Raw genomic sequence first — 23,634 nt, 5'->3', positions numbered from 1 at the left:
CGCTATACTATGTACAACAGAGAAAGAAAATTTTTACATAACGATTGCAGTTGCACAAAGAAGGTAGGAACGAAAGATGTATAAAATAGGTGTTGTTGGTCCCGTTAAATCCGTTGAAAGAATTATTGCATTAGCACGGGAAATTGAACAGGATATGGAATTTATTCCGTATGTTTATGAAGTAGCAACTGAAACAAAGCATCTAGTAGAGAAACATAATCAGGACGTGGATTTCTGGCTATTTTCTGGCTATATCCCTTATAAGCTTGCTCGTCAAACGAATGTTTCTCAGGAGAAATTGGCTCATATTATTTTTTCAGAGGCTGCCATTTATCGTGGATTTTTAGAGCAGTCCTATCAACAAAAAAAGTTTATTGAAAATGTTAGTATCGATATCATCCCATCCCCTTCTCAAATGGCGTCAGAGAGTCTCGCGGAGATTCAGCACAATGTAAATCACATGTATTTAAAGGAATTCGATGTGGCCATTGATCCGCAGGAGTTATTTAATTTCCACTATAGTCTCTGGCAGGAAGGAAAGATTGATTTTGCCATTACTTGCTATCCTTCTGTTGATGAAGAGCTGAGGAAACAGGGTGTTCCATCTTATTGGGTTTCACCGACGAAAACGGAAATTTACCATACCGTTCAGCTTTTTACTGAAAAAATCAAAACATCCTACTATAAAGAAACACAAATTGGTGCAGTTATGCTTGAAATAAAGGACTTCGATTCATTGAAAGAGCGCATGAAGCAAGGTTATCGCATTCAATATTTAGAATTGCGCACGAAGGAATATTTGCTCCAGCTTTGTGAACAGATAGATGGCTCTCTTATTGAAGAGGGAAATGGAAAGTATACTATTTTTAGTACAAGGGGAGCCATCGAAGGACAAATAAAATTTTTACAAGAAAAAATGTACCAGCTGTCGATCGAAATGGAAGCAAAGGTGACAGCAGGCATTGGTTTTGCTCAAACGGTATTTAATGCTGAGTTACATGCACATCGAGGACTAAGACAGACAAAGGAAAATGAAGCGATTGATATTGTCATGATTCAGGATGATGGCACGATTATTGAATCGGTTGGGAATGTAGAAGAGCTTGCTTATTCCTATCGAGCAGAAGATCCTTATATTTTAGAAAAACTAAAAAAGGGTAATATTAGTATTAAAACGTATATGAAAATAAATGCACTCGTGCAGAAAATGCACTGGAAGCATTTCACAACAAAGGATTTAGCGACACAGCTTCAAATGAGCGAAAGAAATGCCCAACGGATCGTAGCTGATTTATGTAATGTAGATTTAGCGAGAATCTGTGGAGAAGAGTTACAGCATACACGTGGTAGACCAATAAAAATGTATCAGCTTGTTTAGAATCTTGCAAAAATGTCCCAAACCATTAAATGGTTTGGGGCATTTTTTTGCTATTTTTAGAATTAGGCATTTTTTGAGCAACCCAGCTACATCAACGAATTGTACACCTTTTTAGTAAATCAAAGACGATTATCTATTAGAAATTTTCAAAAAAATATTGTCATTTCATAGAACTTTGATTATTATACGAATATATAACGAAAATGTCGGTATATAAAAGGGGTGTTGATTTTACTAGTTATGGCAAGGGGGCAAAGATCATCAAGAACAATAAGAGCAATGAAGCAAACATTGCAATCAAGAAAATGTTTCTGATCAATGGGAGGGATATGAATGACAGCAAATGAAGTAACGAAAAAATCTAGAAATGTCATCCTTGCACTATTATTTTTAGGTTGGTCTTTAGGTAATTTAGATCGCTACATTATGAACTATGCAGTTGTATCGATTACGGGTGATTTGCAACTGGATGCATCTTCTACGGGTATCATTTTAAGCGCTTTCTTTTTAGGCTATGCCATTATGCAAATACCAGGTGGCTGGCTGGCAGATAAATTTGGCGCTAAAAGAATTTTATTGATGGCTGTTATTATGTGGTCTATTTTTACGGGTCTAACAGCGATTGCTTGGTCATTAACAGCGATGATTGTGATTCGATTTTTATTTGGGATTGGCGAGGGTGGATTTCAGCCAGCAAGCTCTAAAATTATTGCCACAATCTTCCCAAAAGAGGAAAGAGGCAGAGCGATGTCCATCATGCTTACTTCTGGTGGCATTGTTTCACTCATCGTGCCGCTGCTAGCAGCTTATTTATTAGGGACGATTGGCTGGCGCATGATGTTTATCATTATTGGAGCTATTGGCGCTATTATTGCCTTTTTATATTGGAAATATATTAAACTTCCACAAAATGAAGCAGAAGATGCTAGTACAGAAAATCCTGCACACAAAGTGAACTTTAAAGAACTATTGAAAACACCGTTGATGTGGAATTTAATTATTGCTTATTTCTGTATTTATGCCGTGAACTGGGGCTTGGTTTCCTGGATTCCGACTTATCTGCAAAAAAATCGCGGATTGGATCTAATGTCCATTGGCTGGGCACAAACAATTCCTGCCATTACAACGATTATTGGTGTGTATGGTAGTGGATATATCATTGATAAGTTACCAAAAGGAATGGAGAAAGTGTTAGGCTCCATCTCCTGTGCAGTTATTGGTCTTTTATTGTATTTAATGTTTACTGCAAAAACAGTGACGTTATTTATTGGTTATCAAACAGTTGTTTCTATCTTTATTGCGTTTGTCATTACATTACTACCTGTTATTGTACTGAAGAAATTACCCTCTTCTATTACAGGCTCGGCAATGGGGATTGCGAATACAGGGGGGCAATTAGCGGGCTTTGTCACGCCAATGGCGATTGGATTTATGGTCGATGCCTTTAATGGCTCCTTTGATGCAGCCTTTTGGATGTTAATTGGCTTTGCGCTTATCTGTATTGTGTCGCTTGTCACCCTAAATGACCAAAAAGGAATATTGTTGAAAGCATAAAATTGGAGGGATAAAAATGAGTTTTCATGAAAAAATTTCTGCGTTAATTGAAGCCAAACAAGAGGCAAGTGTAGCATTAAGTGATGCTATTTGGGCTGTGCCTGAGCTTCATTTTCAAGAGAAAAAATCCATGCAATATATGAAAGAGGCGTTAGAGAAAGAGGGCTTTCAAACAGAGGTTGGCGTTGCTGGGCTTGAAACGGCGCTTGTTGGGACTTATGGTTGTGGAAAGCCTGTAATTGCCTTTTTAGGTGAATATGATGCACTTCCCAGTTTGAGTCAAAAAGGTGGGGTTACACAACATGAACCTCTTGAGAATGGTGGAAGCGGACATGGCTGTGGTCATAATTTATTAGGAACAGGTGCATTTGCAGCTGCTGTTGCAGTGAAGGATTATTTAGAGCAAAATCATCAATCGGCAACAATCCGTTTTTATGGCTGTCCTGCAGAGGAAAATGGATCTGGTAAAGCTTATATGGCGAAAGCTGGTCTTTTTGACGATGTGGATATTGCAATCTCTTGGCATCCAGGTACATTTTCAACGGTTATGACTTGTAGCTCTCTAGCAAACTATGCCGCAACTTTTAAGTTTACAGGCAAAAGTGCACATGCAGCAGCCGCACCGCATCTTGGGCGAAGCGCTTTAGATGCTGTTGAGCTTATGAATGTTGGGGTAAACTATTTACGAGAGCATATCATTCCAGAAGCTCGTATTCATTATGCTATTACGAATTCAGGTGGAACTTCACCGAATGTAGTACAACCATATGCAGAGGTAACGTATCTGATCAGAGCACCTAAAAAGCAGCAAGTGCAGGAAATTTATCAGCGCGTTGAAAATATTGCTAAGGGTGCCACACTGATGACAGGCACATCAGTGGAAGTTGATTTTGACGGTGCTGCTTCAAATCTGATTACTAATAAAACGCTTTATGATGTGATGTATCAACAAATACTTGAAATTGGCATGCCACACTATACAATAGAGGATGAGCAGTATGCGCAGGCTATTTTCAATACGTTTACTCCTGAAGTACAAGCCGCCTCATTAATAGGCTTGCGTAAAGAAGATATCAAGCAATTACAGGGAAAAGTGATTGCTGATCACGTTCCAGGCATGCTACCCGAATTTATTATGGGTGGCTCAACAGATGTAGGAGATGTCAGCTGGAATGTACCAACTGTACAATGTACAACGGTATGTATGGCATTAGGAACACCACTACATACATGGCAGGTTGTCTCTCAAGGAGTTATGCCAATCGCGCATAAAGGGATGCTACAGGCGGCTAAAATCATGGCTTGTACGGCTATTGCGGTGCTTAATAATCCAGCCTATATCGAGGAAGCGAAAAAGGAATGGCAGGAACGTCTTGATGGAGAAACATATGTATCATTAATTCCAGAGGGAACACAGCCTCCTAAGCTATAAAAGGCTAGCGACATTGGATGGAGTCTTCATAGGAGAACTATGAAGGCTCTGTTTTTGCCTCATTTTTGAAAGGAGAACACAAACATGTCAATACAACCACATCAGCAGGATCACCTTATGACACAATGGGTATCGCAGTTTCGCACTGCTGCTAAAGAAGGTCAATGTGCTAGCTATATCCCTGCTTTAGCCAAAAAAGATCCGAACCAATTAGCGATTGCGATAATCGGTTCAAATGGCAGCGAAATCAAAGCAGGAGATACCACAGAACTATTTACACTTCAAAGTGTTTCTAAAGTGATCACATTTATATTAGCCTGTATGGATCGAGGTTTACCTTATGTACTAGAAAGAGTAGATGTGGAACCAACAGGGGATACGTTCAACTCTATTATTCGCTTAGAAAGCCATCAACCAGGGAAACCGTTTAATCCAATGATAAACGCTGGGGCCATTACGGTGTCCTCGATGCTGGCTGGTCATTCACCGCAAGAGAAGGTCATAAAAATTCTACAATTTTTAGAACAAATCATTGGCAAGCAATTAAGTATTAATGAAGAGGTATTTCAATCAGAATGGCAAACCGCCAATCGTAATCGAGCATTGGCCTACTATTTAATGGATTCAGGCTTCCTAGATTGTCCAGTAGAGGCGGCACTTGAGGTGTATTTGAAGCAATGTGCAATTGAAGTCAATGTATCAGATTTAGCGATGATTGGCTTAGTCATTGCCAATGATGGCTACCATCCATTGTTAAAGAAACAGCTATTTCCTAAACAAGTGGCGAAATTAGCGAAGGCCTTGATGGTGACATGCGGTATGTACAATGCTTCAGGGAAGTTTGCAGCCTTTATTGGCCTGCCTGCTAAAAGTGGTGTTTCCGGTGCGATTCTTACAGCTGTTCCAGGTCATGCAGGCTTGAATTCCCCATTTCCTACTGGTTGTGGTATCGGTATTTATGGGCCGGCAATCGATCCAATAGGAAACAGTGTGGCTGGTGTGCAGTTACTAAAGCATTTAGCGACAGAATGGGATATGACTATTTTTTAATGCGTGAAGATGACTTCAGCACTTAGGCTGAGGTCATCTTTTTTTCATATTATAAAGAATAAATAAGGCGATAAACCAAATTGGTGTTAATAGTAGAGCTGTACGTGTAGCCTCAGAAATAAACATTATAAGTAAGAGAAAGGCAAAGAATGCTAGAATTACATAGTTGATAAAAGGTGTCAGTGGTGCTTTAAATTTCGATGCTTCATGTAAGGCACGGTTTTTTCGTTGATAAATAATGTGAGAAATAACGATAATGCTCCACACCCAAATAAAACAAATCGCACTAATCGTCGTCACAATACTAAAGGCATTTTCTGGCATCAGCTTACTTAGCAATGCACCTACTGATACAACAATAGCAGAAATAACGAGTGCATTACTTGGCACGCTGTTTTTGTTGAGCTTGGCAAATGTAGGTGATGCTTGTTTATTTTTTCCAAGATTAAAGAGCATCCGACTTGTTGAAAATAAACCACTGTTACCTGCTGAAGCGGCTGAAGTGAGTACAACAAAGTTTATAATACCCGCAGCAATCGGAATACCAGCCAGTGTAAATACTTGTACAAAAGGACTGCTTGAGGCAGACATTTCATACCATGGATTGATGCATAAAATCACAAACAATGCACCTACATAAAAGAGTAAAATACGAAATGGAATTTTATTAATGGCAGAGGGAATATTTTTTTGAGGATCTGCTGTCTCAGCTGCTGAAACCCCCACTAATTCCACGCCAACAAAAGCAAACACAACCATTTGGAAAGCCATTAAAAAGCCGTACATTCCATTTGGAAATAGACCACCGTGTGCCCAAAGATTTTCCACTGCTACCGTTCCTGAGCTAGTTTGAAAGCCTGTTACAATCATAATCAGTCCGATGATGATAAGAACCACAATCGTAATCACTTTAATGATGGCAAACCAAAATTCCAATTCACCAAAAAGTTTAACAGTTAATAAATTGAGTAGTAATAACAACATTAAGCAACCAATGGCTGGCATCCATTGGGGGATATCAAACCAATATTGTGTATAAACCCCCACCGCGATAATGTCCGCCATAGCTGTCATAATCCAACAGAACCAATATGTCCAACCTGTCACATAACCTGCCCAAGGACCTATGTATTCGGATGCAAAATCCGTAAATGATGTATAGCCTGCATTGGATAATAGCAGCTCACCTAATGCACGCATCACAAAAAATAAGGCGGTACCGACAATTAAGTAGGCAAGGATGATAGAAGGGCCTGCAAGGGCAATGGCTTTGCCAGAGCCTAAAAATAAACCCGTCCCAATTGTTCCACCAATGGCAATAAGCTGCACATGGCGATTTTTTAAATCTCGTTTTAATTGTTGCTGTTCCACGTTAATCCCCCTCAAAGATACATAAAAAACTATGACTGGAAAAACAAAAAGAGACTAGTTGTGACACTAGTCTCGGAAAAACGTCAGAATAACAAATACCATTTAGTCACGAATGTTACACGAAATAGATGTACTATTCGTGTGACATCGCTAATAAAAGCTGATATTACTCCTCTGTCCTTTTGCCTGAGATAGTGAACCCTTCGGCGACGCACATGGCGCTCTCTCCAGAACTGCTCCTGCTATAGTTTAATCCATAGCATTCATAGCTTATTAACTTCATAATCAATTATTATTGTAAGATATTATACATCCTATCAGTGCTCGTCCCATTATTCAATAATAAATTCTGACTATTTTCAGAAAAATAGCAGAATAGGACGCAATATGCTAAATCTCTAACGAAAAATAGTATTTTTGAACATACAAAATATTTGATGGGATGCCATTTAAAATGAGGTGAAAATGAATCAGTGGCGTGGTTGATTTTGTAGGGAGCTCACTCCTAACGTGTAGAAGGGGGGCTATGGGGGAACCGATTCCTAAGTGACATTAATTCGCTCAAAGAACGGATCATTTACAGTCAGGAATTGTTAGTAAGAATGAGCTATATATTTTGTCTCTCGTCGCTATCCTTTTTTCTGTCCAATGCATGATTAGAGACTTGGTGAACAAAAAGCTAGTACTTAATCATTTGCAATAGATATAATATAGTAGAAACTCTGAATTTTTTAAAAAAGAAGCCGTCTCATAGTTCTTTGAGACGGCTTTTGTCATATAGACATTAATATTTTTTTGCTTTTATTTTACCTGTCCAAGTTTTGAATCCACCTTGAAGTTGGTAAATTTGGTTGTACCCACGTTTTTTAAGAAATAGTGCAGCACGTGAGCTACGGCCTGTATTTTGACAGTATAGATATACTGGTAAATCTGGGCGGATTTCTTTATAACGTTGACGTAGTGTTGTGGAAGGAACATTTCGTGCACCAAGAATATGACCAGCATCAAATTCTTTTTGTTCACGTACATCGATTAGCTGGGCTTTACGATAGCCTTCTATGAATTGCTCTTGTGTTAAGTTGGTTACGGCTTTTTTGAGTCGTAGTGCATTAATACCGATATATGCAATTATGACTACTAAAACGACACCGATTGTGATAAGTATGTCCAAGATTTTCTTACCCCTTTCTATCTTCTCTATTATTATAAAAGATGCGCTAGCGATAGTCCAATGAGTTTGATAAAATTAACTAGGTTGTGGCGAATTCGGCTATATCATTACGAAAGTACATCGTTAGCAACTTACACTGTAGCTAATTTTTGAGAGGTTTGAACCACAGGTGGGGCCTGAGGGATCATTTTATATTTGTAGGAGATGAACATATGACAACTTGGTATTTTCTAAATTCAGGGAAATGTAGTCCTTCTTTTAATATGGCACTAGATGAAGCATTACTTGACTGGCATAGTGAGGGGTTAATTCCACCAGTGATTCGTTTTTACGAGTGGGAGCCTGCGACACTATCGATTGGTTATTTTCAACAGGCTAAAAGAGATATTAATTTAGATGCTGTACGTGAGCAAGGCTTAGGCTTTGTGCGTCGTCCAACGGGTGGACGAGCTGTCTTGCATGAGCATGAACTCACATATAGTGTCATCGTTACGGAAAGCTATCCGGATATGCCAGAGTCTGTGACAGAGGCATACCGTGTATTAAGTGAGGGAATCTTGCAAGGTTTCCATAATCTTGGGATGGATGCTTATTTTAGTGTACCTGATACAGAGGAGAAAAGAGCTGACCTCAAGAGTCCGAAAAGTGCTGTTTGCTTTGATGCGCCAAGTTGGTATGAGCTGGTCGTTGAAGGAAAAAAAATAGCGGGAAGTGCCCAAACACGTCAAAAGGGTGTTATTTTACAGCACGGCGCCATTTTATTAGATTTAGACCAGGAGAAACTATTATCCGTATTTAATTTCTCAAGCGAAGAAGCGAAGAATCGTATGCGCAGAAAGTTACCGGAAAAGGCGGTTGCCATCAACAGTCTTGTTAAAGAACCAGTAACAGTTGAACAATGTGTAACAGCTTTTCGTGATGGGTTTGCAAAATCGTTGCAAATTGAATTAAAACCATTTACACTTTCTGAGGAGCAGTTAGAATATGTTCGTGCATTAGAAGAAAAAAAATATGCAAATGATGAATGGAACTTTAAAAAGTAAAAAATGGTATGAAAAAAATTTTTTAACGTTCGACCCTAGTAATAACAAGTAGTTCGGATTCTATTTAAAAAAGCAAGAGTTGAATTAAAAAACTATATATAGTATCTTTTTAAAGACATGTACACAATATGTAGTGTTTAACGGCACATGATATTGTGTATTTATTTTGTAATGAAGATAACAAGGGAGGCAAAACGATGGTAATCACAAATCATCAACCCGAAGTAAACAATCAATTTGAACAGTTAAACAAAGATATCGAACAATTCCCACAAGTACACCCAGTAACGCCTGATATGCATATTACGCATAAAGGCGTATCTAGACTTGTTATGATCGATCGCTACTCGTTTAAAGACACAGAAAAGAAAACACTGAAAGCCGGTGACTTTGTTGTTTTAACAGTAAAAGCTGATCCAAAATTCCCTGCACGTGGTTTAGGGACAATTCAAAAGCTGGACATGTCTGCAAAAACAGCAGATATTTTGATTGAGGAAGATTACCGCAGTGCATTAGACGATCCGCAAGAGCAAGAAACGGGTGTAATTACGCGTTCAATTGACGTGCTAGAAAAGCCTCTTGAAATTTTTTATGAACAAATCGCAAAACGAAATGCAACAGGCCTTGCCGCTGTTGAAAAAACTCCAGAGAAACGCCAAGAGTGGTTTGAGAAGTTTTATAAGCAATTAGTTTCATTGAAATTTATTCCAGCAGGACGTGTCATTTATGGAGCTGGATCTGAAACAGATGTAACCTTCTTTAACTGTTACGTAATGCCGTTTGTCGCAGATTCACGTGAAGGCATCAGTGATCACCGTAAGCAAGTAATGGAAATTATGAGTCGTGGTGGTGGTGTAGGAACAAATGGTTCAACATTACGTCCACGCAACACGTTAGCACGTGGTGTAAATGGTAAATCATCTGGTTCTGTCTCATGGTTAGATGATATTGCGAAGCTGACTCATCTTGTCGAACAAGGTGGTAGCCGCAGAGGTAAGCATAATCTAGGTGCTTCTGCGTAAACAAACCTCGTGAATTGCTGGGAACTCTTTAACGGAAATATTGTCACTTTAATCGAGGTGGGAAATATGGATGTTTATGATGCGATACAACCACAAACTTGTTTAATATGTGGCTTTACAATAAATCATAATAAACAAGGATGGTTTACGTCTCATTTGAAAAATGAGCATAACTTAACATTAGATAATTATTTAATATCTTATTTTTATCCAATAGAAATGGTGATCTGCCAATATATTTTATGTAATAAAAAGGTTAAACTGAGGCGAGGTATTCCAAATCAATTTTGTAGTAGAAGCTGTCGAGGAAAAGGTGAGCCTTTAACTTGTGTAATTTGTGGAAAACTATTCGATGAAAAACATCGGCAGACTAAAACTTGTAGTAAAGAGTGTGCGAGTAGACTTCGATCACAAAATACAGGTAAGTGGCATAATGACATGCCAAATGAACAAAAAAAGTTTCATTTTAAAAATACCATTTCAAAAACAGCTAAAACTAGAAAAATAAATGGAACGCCTTCATGGAATAGCGGTAAGACAGGGGTTTATAGTAAAGAAACCATTGAAAAGATTCGACAAGCTGCATTAAAGCAAATAGAGAGGGAAACGTTTAGAAAAACTAGTATTGAAACAGCTTTAGAGAATTTCTTAGTTGAACAATCAATCACCTACAAATATTCCTTTATATTTGAAGGTGCACAATTTGATTTCTTACTAGTTGGGACAAATATTCTAATTGAATGTGATGGTGATTTTTGGCATGGGAATCCAAAATTTTATTCCTCTTTTTATGAGGTACAAAAGAGAATAAAAGCTAGGGATATCGAAAAAAATCAAATTGCAGCAGCTAATGGATACACTTTACTCCGTTTTTGGGAAGATGAGATAAAAAATGATTTTGAAAATGTTAAAAAACGCATTATAAATGCACTGCTAGCTACAACGTAATCGGAAACGGTAAACGTGAATGCTTGAAAATAGCAGTGGGATAAAGACAATCAGCAGCCAAGCTCCTTTTAAAGGGGAAGGTTCAACGACCATCGAAAGCACGCTAAGTTAGCGGAAGTGAGTAGAGTAGGAGTGAAGCCACTCCGAAGTGCGAGGGCATCTAATTGGATGTAAGATATGGTCTCAACTTCTATGGTGACATAGAGAGTGGGTGTAGCGAACCCGCGTAAGAAATCGGCACAAATGATTATGCTAGCAGATTGGCATCCAGATATTGTGGAATTTATTATTTCGAAAATGCAAAATCCACGTATTCTGCGTTACCTGATCGAAAATACAACGGATGAAACAATCATTCGTCTAGCAAAAGAAAAATTAAACTTCAAGCCACTTTCTATGCAAGAAGAAGCGATGTATCAAGGCATCGTGAACTATAAAAGCATTGAAGGCTTAGGTGGATTCGATACAGCGATTATTCGTGAGGCTGAAAATAAATTACGTGATGGTGGCACATACACAGTTCATAACCCAGAGTTTTTAACAGGTGCCAACATTTCCGTGACATTAACGAAGGAATTTATGGAAGCAGTAGAAAAAGACGCTGACTTTGAGCTTCGTTTCCCAGCTGTGGAGGAATATACAAAAGAAGAAATGAACGTGTACAATACGAAATGGCATGAAGTGGGCGATGTTCGCGAATGGGAAAAAATGGGCTATAAAGTCCGCACATACCGTACAATGAAAGCAAAAGAATTATGGAATTTAATAAACGTATGTGCAACATACTCAGCAGAGCCAGGTATTTTCTTCATCGACAACGCGAATGATATGACAAATGCAAAGGCATATGGTCAAAGTGTTGTAGCAACAAATCCGTGTGGTGGACTTCGCCTCACGTTAAAAATTGCGGGATAAAGCGGGAAGGCTGAGATGCTAATCCGAACCGAAGGCTAATGGTAAAGCTTTAGTCAGGGGCAACGCATACCCGGTGATCCTACTTAGTAGACTATAACCCGGGCACGAGACCGCAACATTACACATTCATAAAAATTCAAAATTGCCTAATGTAAGAAAGGCTGTGATAGAAATGAATAGAGGTTATGCAGGCTTTTATAAATTACATTATTTAAGAAGCTCTTATGAGTATGCATACGCCAAATTTCTAGATTATCATTGTATTTCTTGGGGCTATGAGGATAGAGTATTTAATATAGGATACAAATTTTATAAACCTAATTTTTTCTTTTATAACAATGCCGGCAATCTTATAAAGATTGTAGATATTTAAGTCTCGCGATAATGAGGCAAAAGAGAAAGCTCTAAAGGCTCTAAATGTTATTAAAACAACTTATGGTATTGATTGCGAATTGATTTCTTATGAAGAATTGCTCGATATGTATAAACTTGTTCCATTTTCACTCACATCAACAATTACAGAATGGATAGAGTCGAATAACACAACAATAAACAAAGCTGTATATGGTAAATATAATGGACATTTCAATCAAAAACATACTGACCAAACAAAAAGAAGAATTGGTCAGCATACTAACAAGTTGTGGGAATCCAGTAGTCCAGCAAAAGCCAGAGTGATTGAAGGTTTAAGAAAATCTGGCTTGGTACAAAAAGGTAAGCATAAGAAGCCCAGAGAGCAAAGAATTTGCAAAAGTTGTGGGCGCGAATTTGAAGGTATTGTTACTTCATCCAAATTGTTTTGTACTCAAGTGTGCGCTGGAAATTCAAATATAAAAATCGCCACACAAGTTTATGTTGAAAATCGAGCAAGTATACATCAAGAAATCAAACAAACTGTCATACAATGGGCAATCGACCATACTGAATTAATAACTACAACACCCTTGAATAAGATAAAATCAGCGCTCAATCCTTTAATTGAGCAAATTTATCAAGAATTTGGTGTTAAAGATTTTAGAGTAATTTCAAAAGCAGTCTTTGGTGAAGATAGAGGAAGAAAAGAATTACTAAGGTTTATGAAAAAAATGTGTAATGAAAATGTATGCTGAACTTGCAGGAATTGAACTGTAAGAACTAAAGGATAAAAAGCCTTTAGGATAACAATTATTGGAACAACCACTTGCACCATACTCTGTGTGTAACTTAGCAGCTGTGAACCTTGCACAGTTTGCGAATAAAGAAAATCAATCAGTTGATTACGAAGCACTACGTGAAACAGTTCGTGTGGGTGTTCGCATGCAGGATAACGTTATTGATGCGACTCCTTACTTCCTAGAAGAGAACCGTGTACAAGCCCTTGGCGAGCGTCGTGTTGGTTTAGGGGTTATGGGCTTAGCAGACTTACTTATTTACTGTGAAAAGGAATACGGTTCAGAAGCAGGTAATGCTTTAGTCGATGAAATCTTTAAAACAATTGCGGAAACAGCCTATGAGGCGTCTACAGAGCTTGCGAAGGAACGTGGTAGCTTCCCATTCTTAGTAGGTGCTACTGACGAAGAAACAGCTTGTTTACGTAAAGCCTTTACAGAGACAGGCTTTATGCAAAAAATGCCTGCTCACATCAAAGAACAAATTCTAGCGACTGGTATTCGTAACTCGCATTTACTAACTGTTGCGCCAACGGGTTCGACAGGAACGATGGTAGGCGTAGCGACAGGTCTTGAACCATACTTCTCCTTCACGTACTACCGTTCTGGTCGTTTAGGTAAATTTATTGAGGTCAAGGCTGAAATTGTAAAAGAGTATTTAGATCGTCATCCTGAAGTAAATGAGCAAGAGCTTCCTGAATGGTTTGTCACAGCAATGGAGCTAAAACCAGAAGCACATGCCGATGTTCAATGTATTATTCAAAAATGGATTGATTCATCCATTTCTAAAACAGTGAATGCACCAAAAGGCTATACAGTACAGCAAGTAGAAAAAGTATACGAGCGACTATATAAAGGTGGCGCTAAAGGTGGCACGGTCTATGTGGATGGTAGCCGTGATTCACAAGTTCTTACACTAAAAGCGGAAGAAAATGATATGGATCAATTATCATTTGAAGAAGAATTAGTAGAAGAGCATACAAAACGTCCAGTCGTATTAGTAGATACAATTCAAGCATTAGAGTCTACAACGGTTATCGGCTCAGATGTAGGGAATACATGCCCTGTTTGTCGTAAAGGAACAGTCGAAGAAATGGGTGGCTGTAATACATGTACAAACTGTGGTGCACAGTTAAAATGTGGTCTGTAGATTTGAATTAAAGTCACGATATTTATCAAACAGATACAAAATTTAAAATAAAGTCGCGACGATTGTAAAAAAGTTGCGATGAAATACCCCTTTAGATTATATTGGTCTAAAGGGGTGTTTTTATGTCAAAAAGAACTAGAACATCTAAAGTTGAAAAATGGATTAACGAGGTCGTGGCTCAGGGGTGGGATCGAATTATAAACCATGGTTAAACATTCAAGATGTTTCTTCAAAAGGTCGATCTACACGTTTAAAAGGTTTTAAAACACACAGACAACACGAATTTCTATCAGACTTGGAGCGAAATTACTTTCATTTAACTGAATATTCAGTTTTAATTGTTGATATTCGAGAACAATTTCCTTTATTGCCGTTGGAAGAAACAATTGTCATTGCTGATAGGTTAGGTCTAAAACATCCTATAGACCCTAAAACGAATGAGCCAGTTGTAATGACAACGGATTTTTTATTAATGGTAGATAAAGGAAACGGTTTAGTAGAGCTTGCACGAACAATAAAAATGAAAGAAGGGCTTTTAAAGGAGCGAGTTATTGAGAAATTTGAAATAGAACGAGTTTACTGGGAACGCCGACAAATTGATTGGGGTATTGTAACTGAGTTAGAGATTTCTAAAGAAATGGCTCAGAATATTAGTTATATTCATGACTATTACGATATTCATGCTTTTCAAAATATAAGTTCTCAGCATATTGAAGATTTAGCAATAGCGTTGTTACAAAGAATATTAAACGAAAGCAAAAGCATTAGAGAAGTTACAAATGTTTTTGATAAAGAGACACATATGTCTTTATATTTTAAGTATTTTCGGAAGTCATCAGACAAGTTCCTACTACATAAAAAGCATTGACTTTCTTGAACAACACCTTATTAAAAAATGAACAGTAAAGTATGGGTGTTGAAAAAGACAGACTGCTAAAATGTGCCTGTCTTTTTAATTACCTATATTTACGGGTAGACGAATAATAAAGTCATTTTTTTATTAAGTACTTATAATGGGAAATTCAGCAAGCTAATAAACGGAAATCCCTTTATCTTTCACTCTTGTCATTTTGATACCGTTTGGATAGCATGTTTAAAGCTTCTAATACATCTTTTTCTATTCTTATCAGTGTTGGAATGGAGATCGTGATTGAAAAAAGAGAACATAAATATAATAAACGATTATTTACTTATAATTGCTAAATAAGTAATATTATGGATGTAAATATTTAAATTCGATTTTAGTTAAGGTTTAAAAAAATCTATAAGGTGGAGGGTTCAAAATGTTGCATAATTCAAAGAAATATATAGGAATATTTTTGGTTTTACTATTATTTTCAATGTTAACAGTATCTACTGCAAATGCTGAAGAAAATGAGAATACCTATGTTGAAGAACAAAATCAGTCAGTAGTTTCGTCTGAATCGATTATTGTATTGAATGATTATATGAAAAATGGATATTTCTTAGAGGCTTCAGACTTCAATATTACGTCGGAAAGAGAAGTTTTTGATATTAATGGAAGAAACATTGCGAAATATTATGTTGTAGAAAATTTAAGTGGTCAAGAATATTTTGCTATTATTTCCAATACACAAGAAAATTCAACTGTTCTTTTAGGTGGAGAAGGTAATGGAGATGTCTTTGAATTAGGGGATGAAAATTACTACTATTTTGGTGGTTATAGTATAGTTAGTGCTGATGATACAAATCAAATTATAGAGTATATTAAATCAGAAGATGAAGACCTCTCGACATATGAAATTATACAAAACTTAGACATTCAATTGATGAATCCTAAAGCTTCTATTATGGGTGATGGATACGGCTCGAAATTATTGTCATCTCCTATATTTTCTCAAAAAGATCCAGATGTTAAATCAGGTTACCAAAGTTCTGCATGTGGTCCAACTACAATAGCGGTTATTTTACAGTACTGGCATGATTCAAAAGGTAAATCAAAATTACAAGTTTGGAACAGTGGTTATACAACTAAAGGGGCTTTTATTAATAGCATGTATGCTAATCGTGGTGGTGCTTTCTATGGTATGAGTGTAAATGGTATGCGTTCAGGTCTAGAAAATGAAGCGTTTGCAAGAGGATATTCAGCTACAACAAGTAGTTTTAATAATTTTTTCTCATATAAGACTCAAATAGATGATAATAGACCGGTTGCAGTAAAGTTCGATAAATGGTTTTCTAAATGGGAACCTAATGCAAAATATGATTATGATTATCACTGGACACCTGGACTTGGATATATCTATTCTGCATCCTCAGGTGCACTGTTAAGAGTTCAAACATTAGGTTCTAATAGTTATGTACGTGATATAAACTATGACGTTCACTCTGGAATTATAACAATGGTAAGTTTTTCAATTAATAATTAATTGTATTATTATAAAATTTCTTTATTGTTAAATTTGTAGGTAAAGACACTAAAATCGAATTTTTATAGTTTGAAAAATTGTAATTATTAATAAATATGATCTTGATACTTAATACGGCGGAAGGAGAGGAAAATGAAAAAAAAAATAATTATATTTAATCTATTATTTTGTATAGTAGTTATTTTTGTTAATTACAATTATTTTAATTCTAAATCTCGAAACGCTATCGTATACAATTATGTGGAAAACTATATTGAAACTAACTATGGCATTGGAAGAGAAAATTTAAAATGTGAAGAAATCGATTACATGAGAGGAATGGGTTTGTTTGAAATAGAAGTTAAAGATATAGAAACTAAAAATTATTACTTTTTTGAAGTGGATATTAACGATGACTATTCATTATATTATATAAAAGATCTTACTGAGCTTCATCGTAAAAATCAAGCGAATTAAAGAAAGTTTATTTCAACAGGTAGCAGCAATATTTTGAGAAAGATATAATTATACAATACAAAAATATATCCTGACTTATAAAGCATTCTTGAGAGAGTGCTTTTTTATTATATTTAAAATTAACTGAATCAATTTCATAAATCATCTTTTTCAAAATTTTAGAAGGCTACTAAATCCATACCTGCATTTTAAGAGAGGAAAAGGGATAGGTATTTGTTGAAGATTAGATCACAGAAAATGATCAAACTTTTTTCAAAACGGGTTCTATTAATTTAACGTAAGATGTCGGTTTAAGAGGTGTTTTTGATCAAACTTTTACATTAAGAAATGCTTGTGCATATTTTCTCTTTAGCATTTTCATCCCCAAAATTGAAAAGTAATTATCAAATTATAGCTGCCGAATTTTACTTGCTATAGAAAGAGTGGTTTAGTTTAAGTAGAAAAAGGCTTTACTACATTACTTGAAGCAAAGCATCTAGATTGTGGAGGTGCAATTAAAAATTACTCTAAGAAAGGACAAACTTTGATGAAAAAATATTTAAAAGGCTATACTTTAGGGGCTTTATTAGGTTTATTATTCTTTTTGCCTGTATTTAACCCTGCGTTAAGAGTTAATTTTCAGCAACATTGGGTGGCAATAGTCATCTTTACACCAGCCATTGTCTATATGATATTAAGCTATGCCGAATACAGTGAAATGTCCTTCCAAAAGGAAAATATCATAAAATCGGGATTCTTTTTACTTGGTATAATTTTGAGTATATACGCGATGTATTCTATTTGGGGATTCCCTGAATAAAAGCACGCATTACTCAATTTCTCAGTTATTTAGTACTGAAGTTGGCTAACAATCCTCCGTTAACAGGTGCATTTCTTTCATAAGGAGTGTGTCTTTTTCCATTTAAGGACCAGATTGTGGAATAACACTTTTTTATAAAAAAAGTCCACTGACCAATTCACAAATTCTTTAAAAATAATATTTATACCCATTTCAGTCTAATTACCGATAGCATATTCAATGATTATCCTTTATGGTTAATAGGTCGTAAAAGACACTATCAGGAATATCCTGCAAATATTGAAATGATAGGTGGAAAACAATGAATTATCAAGTTTTATTATATTACCATTACACGAAGATTGAAGATCCAGCTGCGTTTTCAGCAACGCACTTAGCCATGTGTAAAGAAATCGGTTTAAAAGGTCGTATTTTAGTAGCTAACGAGGGTATTAACGGTACTGTTTCAGGTACGATTGAGCAAACAGAGCAATACATGGCAAACATGCAAGCTGACTCATTATTTGAAGGTATAGTCTTCAAAATTGATGCAGTAGAAGAGCATGCATTCAAAAAAATGCACGTACGCCCACGACCTGAGTTAGTAAACTTAGGCTTAGAAGAAGACGTGAACCCACATGAATTAACAGGTCGCTACCTGTCACCAGAACAATTTCTTGCTGAAATGCAAGATGACAATACAGTAGTATTAGATGTGCGTAACACGTATGAGTACGATGTCGGCCATTTTCGTGGTGCGATTCGACCAGATGTACAAAACTTCCGTGATACACCAGAATGGGTACGTGCAAATCGCGAGCTGTTCGAAGGGAAAAATGTTTTAACCTATTGTACGGGCGGGATTCGCTGTGAGAAGTTTTCGGGCTGGATGAAACGTGAAGGCTTTGGCGATGTTGGTCAATTACATGGCGGTGTTGCAACATACGGAAAAGACCCTGTTGCGAAAGGACAATTATGGGACGGTCAAATGTATGTATTTGATGAGCGTTTAACGGTGCCAATCAATCAAGTAGAGCATGTGATTATCGGTCGTGATCACTATGACGGTGAACCTTGTGAACGTTACATTAACTGTGCAAACCCTGAATGTAACAAACAAATCATTGCATCTGAAGAAAATGAAGCAAAGCATTTAGGTGGCTGTACAATCGAATGTACAAAGCATGCGCGCAACCGCTACATCGTGCGTCACAATTTAACAGAAGAGCAAGTAGTTCAAGCAATTGAGGCGTTACAAGAATTAGCATGAAAAACTCTCTAAATTAAATAGCTTCCATAACCTCAACCAACTATTTAGAGGGACCTAAAGCACTCTATGTAAGTGTTCAAACTAGCCATTTCAAAATTGGACTAGTTTGCTTGCTTACATAGGGTGTTTATTCTTTGATGGAGGTTTATTATTAACTGGTACATATATGTTGAAATAATACAATCTAGTACCTTCTGACCCGTAAAAGCTAGACACAAAATCTAGCTTTTACGGGGTGTTTTGATGATCAATAAGAAAATAAAAACCGTACTACGTTATATAAATGGACAAGAAAGCATCCATCATATTGCGCGAGAAGAGGGTGTTCATAAATGAGAATTAAGGACTTAGGTTTGTTTATATGAACATATGGTGTTGAATATTGGCCATTTCGCTCTATGCTATTTTATTTGCTAACACAATCTATCTCGCTGCTTCTCTAAGTGAGGCTTAACCGAAGTAAGATAATGATATTTTTTTGTCTAAATTAGAAGGAAGTCTTTTCCTTTTTATAGAATATTAGTATAAAGGGAAGGTGGGGTTAGTTGGTTGCTGCTTGAAAATTAGCATTAATAGCTGTTATTCAACACCAGTTTTTTACAATTATAAATTGCTTTTCTACAGCTTTACGCACTTGATCTATAATGATTAGGAGGAAAACAATTTGAAAAAAATACTTTCTTTATTAGTAATGGTTACAATTATGCTTTTTTCTACTCCAGATGTTTTTGCCTCAAACACGATTGAACCTTATGGATTGAAGCCACCAGGTGAAAGCTTTACACCTGGAGAGTGGTTTCTAGGAAATACTCCACCTAATGTTGATTTGAATAAGCCACCTCTTGTTTTCGTTCAAGGGAAAAACGGTAACTCTACAAGTTGGTATGGCAATACAGAATATCACGGTCTTAATGATATGTATACAAAAGCTTATGAAGCAGGATATCAAACGGTATTTGTTCAATTATACGATTCGGCAGGTAAAGGTTCTTATAGTCAATACGATAATGGAAAATTATTAGCCTCTATGTTAAAAGAAATCAGTCAACATTTTCACGGAAAAAAATTAAATATAATTGCCCATAGCAAGGGTGGGCCTGATACCCAAGCAGCATTAGTTCTTCATAATGCTCATCCGTACGTTGGGAGGGTGTTTACTTTAGGATCCCCTCATTATGGATCAGAGTTAGCTGATCTTGCATATAGCTGGTGGGCAGGTTGGCTAGCTACATTACTCGGTGAAAAAGATGATGGAACTTATTCACTTCAAGTTGGGGAAATGGAATATTTTCGCTCACTAATAGACAATCACCCCAATGTTAGCAAGAACAACTATTATACAATTGCTGGTACTAATACAGGACCATTTCTATCTGCACTCTGGATGGGAGGTCTATATCTTTCCGATCCAAATGATGGATTAGTCAAAGAGGCAAGCACTAAATTATCTTACGGAACACATTTATTTACCGATCCCTCACTTGATCATGACAATATTCGAATGGGATCTGCGGTATTTTCAAGATTGGAACAGTATCTACAGTCTGCTTCTACAGATCGTATCATGATGAACAAAGAATACCTTTCTCAATCTGATATGTTTCAAGAGTTGGATGTTTCTCATTATTTTTACGGAGGGAAGTTACAATCGTCAAATGATGTGACACATTCTTTTTATGTGGATACTGCGCTCGATAATGTGAAATTATGGACAGGGTTAACTAGTGATAAGATAGAGTTAGTATCTCCTTCAGAAAAAAAATATACCAACCAAACAATCCAATCATTGGATGAAGCCTCCTTCTTTAATGGCGTAGTACCTCATACATTTACCGGCGTTATTTCTGAGATTGGTGAATGGAAGATAAATATAAGCACGCAGGCAGAAGATAATGCGTTTTTACTGGCAGTTCAACATGGGGGCCCATCTTTGATTAAGGTAAGTATTCCAACAGTATCATTAGAAACGAATAATATCGTGACAATGCAAGCTAATGACCAATTACAAAAACTTACCTTCGATGTACGAGTACTGGATCCAACAGGGAAAGATATTGCTTCTTCTCTACAGACGCAAAAGGTTAATCAGCAAAACTTTATGGTGAATTTTCCAGAAAATAAAAAGTCGGGTGTATATAATATAACTTTAAATATTTCAGGTGAAACGTTACAAGGTGAGCCATACAAAAGGACCGTTGTTCGTTCTAAGTATATAAAATAAAAAACTTGAAAACATATCTTTAGCAACGGCTGGATGCCAAATTGATAATCAGACAGTTAAAAAATTATTAATGAGTTACTTGTTTAAATAAAGATGAAAATACCATGTTGGCAATCAGCATGGTATTTTTTATTTTCATTTAAATACGATGGATGTTGAAGGAGTATACGACATACTGTGGAATTAACATAGAGTACGAAAAAAATATTTTATTTAACGGATGCAGGTTTGTCTCTATGATACGGTATAGATTATAGTACGTGTGAAAGCTTCTGATACATGGCTCTTATCAATCTATGTGCGTGATGAAACTTAAAGGGGAGAAAAAAATGACTGTAGAAATTTTTAGCGGAGATCGTTCTGAAGAAAGTGTTCAATTTGAAAAATGGCTATTTGCGCAAAGTAATAAAAAGAGTTTTTCTAGTATTGAAAATGCTAAACAGTTTATTGAGGAGAGGGGAACTGAAAATAGTCAGCTTTATGTTATAGGGGAAGATGTTCAATTTATAAGTGATATGGAGGAGCAAACCTTTGAGGCTATGCAGGTCTTCACTTTAAATGACCAAAAGTCCTTGAAGCAAAAAGTTATTCTCTATATACATGGTGGTGCTTGGACGAATCAGCCTTTAAGTTTACATTGGTTATTCATGGATAAGATGGCACAATTGTTAAATGCAAAAGTTATTGCGCCCATTTATCCGAAAGTGCCTCATTTTAACCATCATGACACCTTCCAAAAAATGCTCAATTTCTATAAAGAAATTTTAAAAACGGTTGAAAGTTCTAATCAATTGACCATTATCGGAGATTCGGCAGGTGGAAATATAGCACTTGGTCTGGTCCAACTTTTGAAGCAGAATCATCTACCTCAACCCCAAGATATTATTTTACTATCAGCATGTGTTGATATGAGTTTAGAAAATCCTCAGATACTTGAATATGAAGAAAAGGACCCAATGTTAGCTAGTGCAGGAATGGAAGTCATTACAAAGATATGGGCTGCTGATAAAGATCTAAAGGACCCATTGATTAGTCCTATTTACGGTGATTTTCAAGGACTTGGGAAGATTACTCATTTTATTGGAACACATGAAAGTTTATATCCAGATGCCATAAAATTTGATGAACAACTAACCGAACAAGGCATTGACATCACTACCTTTGTTTATCCTCAAATGAATCATGTGTTTGTTGTGATGCCTATCCCTGTAGCTCTAGATGCTCAACAGAAAATTATGAATATAATTCATAGTCGAGTGTTGAAATAGGCGGGTTAACGCTAAAGGAAAAGGTGCGGAAAAATCCTATAAAAAAGCGTGTTTTGATCATCATTCAAAACACGCTTTTTATATTCCTTATTTTGGAATTTAACTTTATTTCACAGTGTAGATAGGTACGATAGAGGTGGAACTATTAAATGGAGGTGGATGCTTTTCTTCACAAACTGACTACATTTTTCAAAATTAGCATGTGGTGTCTTTTCTAATTATAGCCCTCACTATGTCTCCTGATCGTTCTTCATAAGAATTCCTGTATTGTTTAAACGAAAACTAAATTGTAAAGTCAACTTGACATATGAAATGGTGTAAAGTAAACTTTACTTATCAAAAAAATGTACAGTTTACTTTACATTTAACGAGGAGGCTTTATGAAAAATAGAATTCGTGAATTGCGGAAATCGAAAAAGATTACGCAGGAGGAGTTGTCTAAAGTAGTTGGCGTCTCGCGACAATCAATCATTGCAATTGAATCGGAGAAATTCAATCCATCTTTAGAACTCGCCTACAATATTTCAAAAGCTTTCAATTGCACAATTGAAGAAGTGTTTATATTCGAAGAGGAGGGGACGGAGTGATGGAGATTTCTATCGGAGGAATTATCGGATTGTATGGGGGAATGACTTGTGGAATTTTAGGCTGGTGGTTAGGACGGAGTAAGGCGAAGAAAAATAGAGGTTTAGATGAGCTACACGACTATATTTGGCAAAAAGCGAAATCCTATTCGTGGTATGTGACATTAGCGGCGATTTATATTTTCTTTACACTCATTGTATTTGGCATTGAATTGAATGCAGCAATGGTTTTAGGTAGTATTCTTTTAGTGCACTTAGGGAGTTGGGGGATAATTGGGGGAGTTTTGACCATCAACATGTTTAGTCCCATCCCGTTTCAGCTTTCTCGAGTGAAGCTGGGCATAGGTATTATTGCTGCGTCCATTCTTATTTTTACAAGCATCTCCATCATGACGAATAATTGGCTGTTTTTAGTTTTCAGTATCTTACCAAATTTAATAGGGCTGTTTACTGCACTTATTTATACTAAATAGAGCAATAATATA

Annotated in this window: 17 protein-coding genes, 4 pseudogenes and 1 riboswitch; of the genes and pseudogenes, 19 read left to right on the top strand and 2 right to left on the bottom strand. The window is 36.5% G+C overall.

Annotated elements, in window-relative coordinates; translation table 11 throughout:
- Positions 1 to 76 precede the first annotated feature (76 nt).
- The 4 genes from MKY46_RS14495 (at position 77) to MKY46_RS14480 (ending at position 5,414) form a co-directional block, all read left to right on the top strand.
- Positions 77 to 1,378, top strand: a complete 1,302-nt coding sequence (locus MKY46_RS14495; RefSeq protein ID WP_036122937.1) for a hypothetical protein — start codon at positions 77 to 79, stop codon at positions 1,376 to 1,378.
- A gap of 333 nt (positions 1,379 to 1,711) precedes the next feature.
- Entirely contained in the window at positions 1,712 to 2,932 is a 1,221-nt protein-coding gene (locus MKY46_RS14490; protein ID WP_249646103.1) for an MFS transporter, read from the top strand.
- Positions 2,933 to 2,948: 16 nt separating this feature from the next.
- Positions 2,949 to 4,364 carry a M20 family metallopeptidase gene (locus MKY46_RS14485; protein ID WP_340834609.1) on the top strand — a complete coding sequence of 472 codons (1,416 nt, stop codon included), beginning with the start codon at positions 2,949 to 2,951 and terminating at the stop codon, positions 4,362 to 4,364.
- A gap of 84 nt (positions 4,365 to 4,448) precedes the next feature.
- Entirely contained in the window at positions 4,449 to 5,414 is a 966-nt protein-coding gene (locus MKY46_RS14480; RefSeq protein ID WP_058844017.1) for a glutaminase, read from the top strand.
- 33 nt (positions 5,415 to 5,447) lie between these two features.
- On the opposite strand, the gene MKY46_RS14475 is transcribed toward MKY46_RS14480, so the two are convergent.
- Positions 5,448 to 6,785 (bottom strand): amino acid permease, encoded by a 1,338-nt coding sequence (locus MKY46_RS14475; RefSeq protein ID WP_340834607.1) that lies wholly within the window; start codon positions 6,783 to 6,785, stop codon positions 5,448 to 5,450.
- Between the two features lie 164 nt (positions 6,786 to 6,949).
- Positions 6,950 to 7,026, bottom strand: a riboswitch (glycine riboswitch).
- Positions 7,027 to 7,569: 543 nt separating this feature from the next.
- Positions 7,570 to 7,956: a rhodanese-like domain-containing protein gene (locus MKY46_RS14470; RefSeq protein WP_036122960.1), complete on the bottom strand. Its 387-nt coding sequence runs from the start codon at positions 7,954 to 7,956 to the stop codon at positions 7,570 to 7,572.
- A 212-nt stretch (positions 7,957 to 8,168) separates the two neighbouring features.
- Here MKY46_RS14470 and MKY46_RS14465 point away from each other — a divergent pair, with 212 nt between their 5' ends.
- The 15 genes and pseudogenes from MKY46_RS14465 to MKY46_RS14395 all read left to right on the top strand — a co-directional run bounded on the left by MKY46_RS14465 (position 8,169) and on the right by MKY46_RS14395 (position 23,622).
- Entirely contained in the window at positions 8,169 to 8,999 is an 831-nt protein-coding gene (locus MKY46_RS14465; protein WP_036122964.1) for a lipoate--protein ligase family protein, read from the top strand.
- A gap of 197 nt (positions 9,000 to 9,196) precedes the next feature.
- Positions 9,197 to 9,994 (top strand): annotated as a pseudogene (locus MKY46_RS14460) (ribonucleotide reductase N-terminal alpha domain-containing protein); the annotation flags it as partial.
- Between the two features lie 93 nt (positions 9,995 to 10,087).
- Positions 10,088 to 10,969 (top strand): endonuclease domain-containing protein, encoded by an 882-nt coding sequence (locus tag MKY46_RS14455; RefSeq protein ID WP_340834605.1) that lies wholly within the window; start codon positions 10,088 to 10,090, stop codon positions 10,967 to 10,969.
- A 207-nt stretch (positions 10,970 to 11,176) separates the two neighbouring features.
- A pseudogene (locus tag MKY46_RS14450) lies at positions 11,177 to 11,851 on the top strand (ribonucleoside-diphosphate reductase); the annotation flags it as partial.
- Between the two features lie 485 nt (positions 11,852 to 12,336).
- Complete coding sequence (locus MKY46_RS14445; protein ID WP_340834603.1) at positions 12,337 to 12,993, top strand: restriction endonuclease; 657 nt, start codon at positions 12,337 to 12,339, stop codon at positions 12,991 to 12,993.
- Positions 12,994 to 13,054: 61 nt separating this feature from the next.
- A pseudogene (locus tag MKY46_RS14440) lies at positions 13,055 to 14,182 on the top strand (vitamin B12-dependent ribonucleotide reductase); the annotation flags it as partial.
- A gap of 122 nt (positions 14,183 to 14,304) precedes the next feature.
- A pseudogene (locus tag MKY46_RS14435) lies at positions 14,305 to 14,987 on the top strand (TnsA endonuclease N-terminal domain-containing protein); the annotation flags it as partial.
- 478 nt (positions 14,988 to 15,465) lie between these two features.
- Positions 15,466 to 16,572: a C39 family peptidase gene (locus MKY46_RS14430; protein ID WP_036122975.1), complete on the top strand. Its 1,107-nt coding sequence runs from the start codon at positions 15,466 to 15,468 to the stop codon at positions 16,570 to 16,572.
- 132 nt (positions 16,573 to 16,704) lie between these two features.
- Entirely contained in the window at positions 16,705 to 17,028 is a 324-nt protein-coding gene (locus tag MKY46_RS14425) for a histidine kinase (RefSeq protein ID WP_340834600.1), read from the top strand.
- A 526-nt stretch (positions 17,029 to 17,554) separates the two neighbouring features.
- Positions 17,555 to 17,827: a hypothetical protein gene (locus MKY46_RS14420; RefSeq protein WP_155273161.1), complete on the top strand. Its 273-nt coding sequence runs from the start codon at positions 17,555 to 17,557 to the stop codon at positions 17,825 to 17,827.
- A 301-nt stretch (positions 17,828 to 18,128) separates the two neighbouring features.
- A complete protein-coding gene (trhO, locus tag MKY46_RS14415; RefSeq protein WP_036116794.1) occupies positions 18,129 to 19,076 on the top strand; it encodes an oxygen-dependent tRNA uridine(34) hydroxylase TrhO in 948 nt (315 codons plus the stop codon).
- A gap of 664 nt (positions 19,077 to 19,740) precedes the next feature.
- Positions 19,741 to 21,297 carry an esterase/lipase family protein gene (locus tag MKY46_RS14410; RefSeq protein ID WP_036116796.1) on the top strand — a complete coding sequence of 519 codons (1,557 nt, stop codon included), beginning with the start codon at positions 19,741 to 19,743 and terminating at the stop codon, positions 21,295 to 21,297.
- 329 nt (positions 21,298 to 21,626) lie between these two features.
- Entirely contained in the window at positions 21,627 to 22,565 is a 939-nt protein-coding gene (locus tag MKY46_RS14405) for an alpha/beta hydrolase fold domain-containing protein (protein WP_036116798.1), read from the top strand.
- 380 nt (positions 22,566 to 22,945) lie between these two features.
- Positions 22,946 to 23,152, top strand: a complete 207-nt coding sequence (locus MKY46_RS14400) for a helix-turn-helix transcriptional regulator (protein ID WP_036116800.1) — start codon at positions 22,946 to 22,948, stop codon at positions 23,150 to 23,152.
- On the top strand, positions 23,152 to 23,622 hold the full coding sequence (locus MKY46_RS14395; RefSeq protein WP_036116802.1) for a hypothetical protein: 471 nt from the start codon (positions 23,152 to 23,154) through the stop codon (positions 23,620 to 23,622). The genes MKY46_RS14400 and MKY46_RS14395 overlap by 1 nt, the downstream gene beginning before the upstream one ends.
- Positions 23,623 to 23,634 lie beyond the last annotated feature (12 nt).

The organism is Lysinibacillus sp. FSL M8-0355, from assembly GCF_038008985.1.
Lineage (GTDB): Bacteria > Bacillota > Bacilli > Bacillales_A > Planococcaceae > Lysinibacillus > Lysinibacillus fusiformis_D.
Note: the sequence above shows the minus strand (reverse complement) of the source record. Positions and strands in the feature narration are given on the sequence as shown.

What these genes read in the sequence shown, in the direction of transcription:
- MKY46_RS14430 (WP_036122975.1), top strand. Translation starts at nt 15,466, where the DNA reads ATGTTGCATAATTCAAAGAAATATATAGGAATATTTTTGGTTTTACTA.
- trhO (WP_036116794.1), top strand. Translation starts at nt 18,129, where the DNA reads ATGAATTATCAAGTTTTATTATATTACCATTACACGAAGATTGAAGAT.
- MKY46_RS14455 (WP_340834605.1), top strand. Translation starts at nt 10,088, where the DNA reads ATGGATGTTTATGATGCGATACAACCACAAACTTGTTTAATATGTGGC.
- MKY46_RS14490 (WP_249646103.1), top strand. Translation starts at nt 1,712, where the DNA reads ATGACAGCAAATGAAGTAACGAAAAAATCTAGAAATGTCATCCTTGCA.
- MKY46_RS14480 (WP_058844017.1), top strand. Translation starts at nt 4,449, where the DNA reads ATGTCAATACAACCACATCAGCAGGATCACCTTATGACACAATGGGTA.
- MKY46_RS14465 (WP_036122964.1), top strand. Translation starts at nt 8,169, where the DNA reads ATGACAACTTGGTATTTTCTAAATTCAGGGAAATGTAGTCCTTCTTTT.
- MKY46_RS14425 (WP_340834600.1), top strand. Translation starts at nt 16,705, where the DNA reads ATGAAAAAAAAAATAATTATATTTAATCTATTATTTTGTATAGTAGTT.
- MKY46_RS14485 (WP_340834609.1), top strand. Translation starts at nt 2,949, where the DNA reads ATGAGTTTTCATGAAAAAATTTCTGCGTTAATTGAAGCCAAACAAGAG.
- MKY46_RS14405 (WP_036116798.1), top strand. Translation starts at nt 21,627, where the DNA reads ATGACTGTAGAAATTTTTAGCGGAGATCGTTCTGAAGAAAGTGTTCAA.
- MKY46_RS14395 (WP_036116802.1), top strand. Translation starts at nt 23,152, where the DNA reads ATGGAGATTTCTATCGGAGGAATTATCGGATTGTATGGGGGAATGACT.
- MKY46_RS14495 (WP_036122937.1), top strand. Translation starts at nt 77, where the DNA reads ATGTATAAAATAGGTGTTGTTGGTCCCGTTAAATCCGTTGAAAGAATT.
- MKY46_RS14400 (WP_036116800.1), top strand. Translation starts at nt 22,946, where the DNA reads ATGAAAAATAGAATTCGTGAATTGCGGAAATCGAAAAAGATTACGCAG.
- MKY46_RS14420 (WP_155273161.1), top strand. Translation starts at nt 17,555, where the DNA reads ATGAAAAAATATTTAAAAGGCTATACTTTAGGGGCTTTATTAGGTTTA.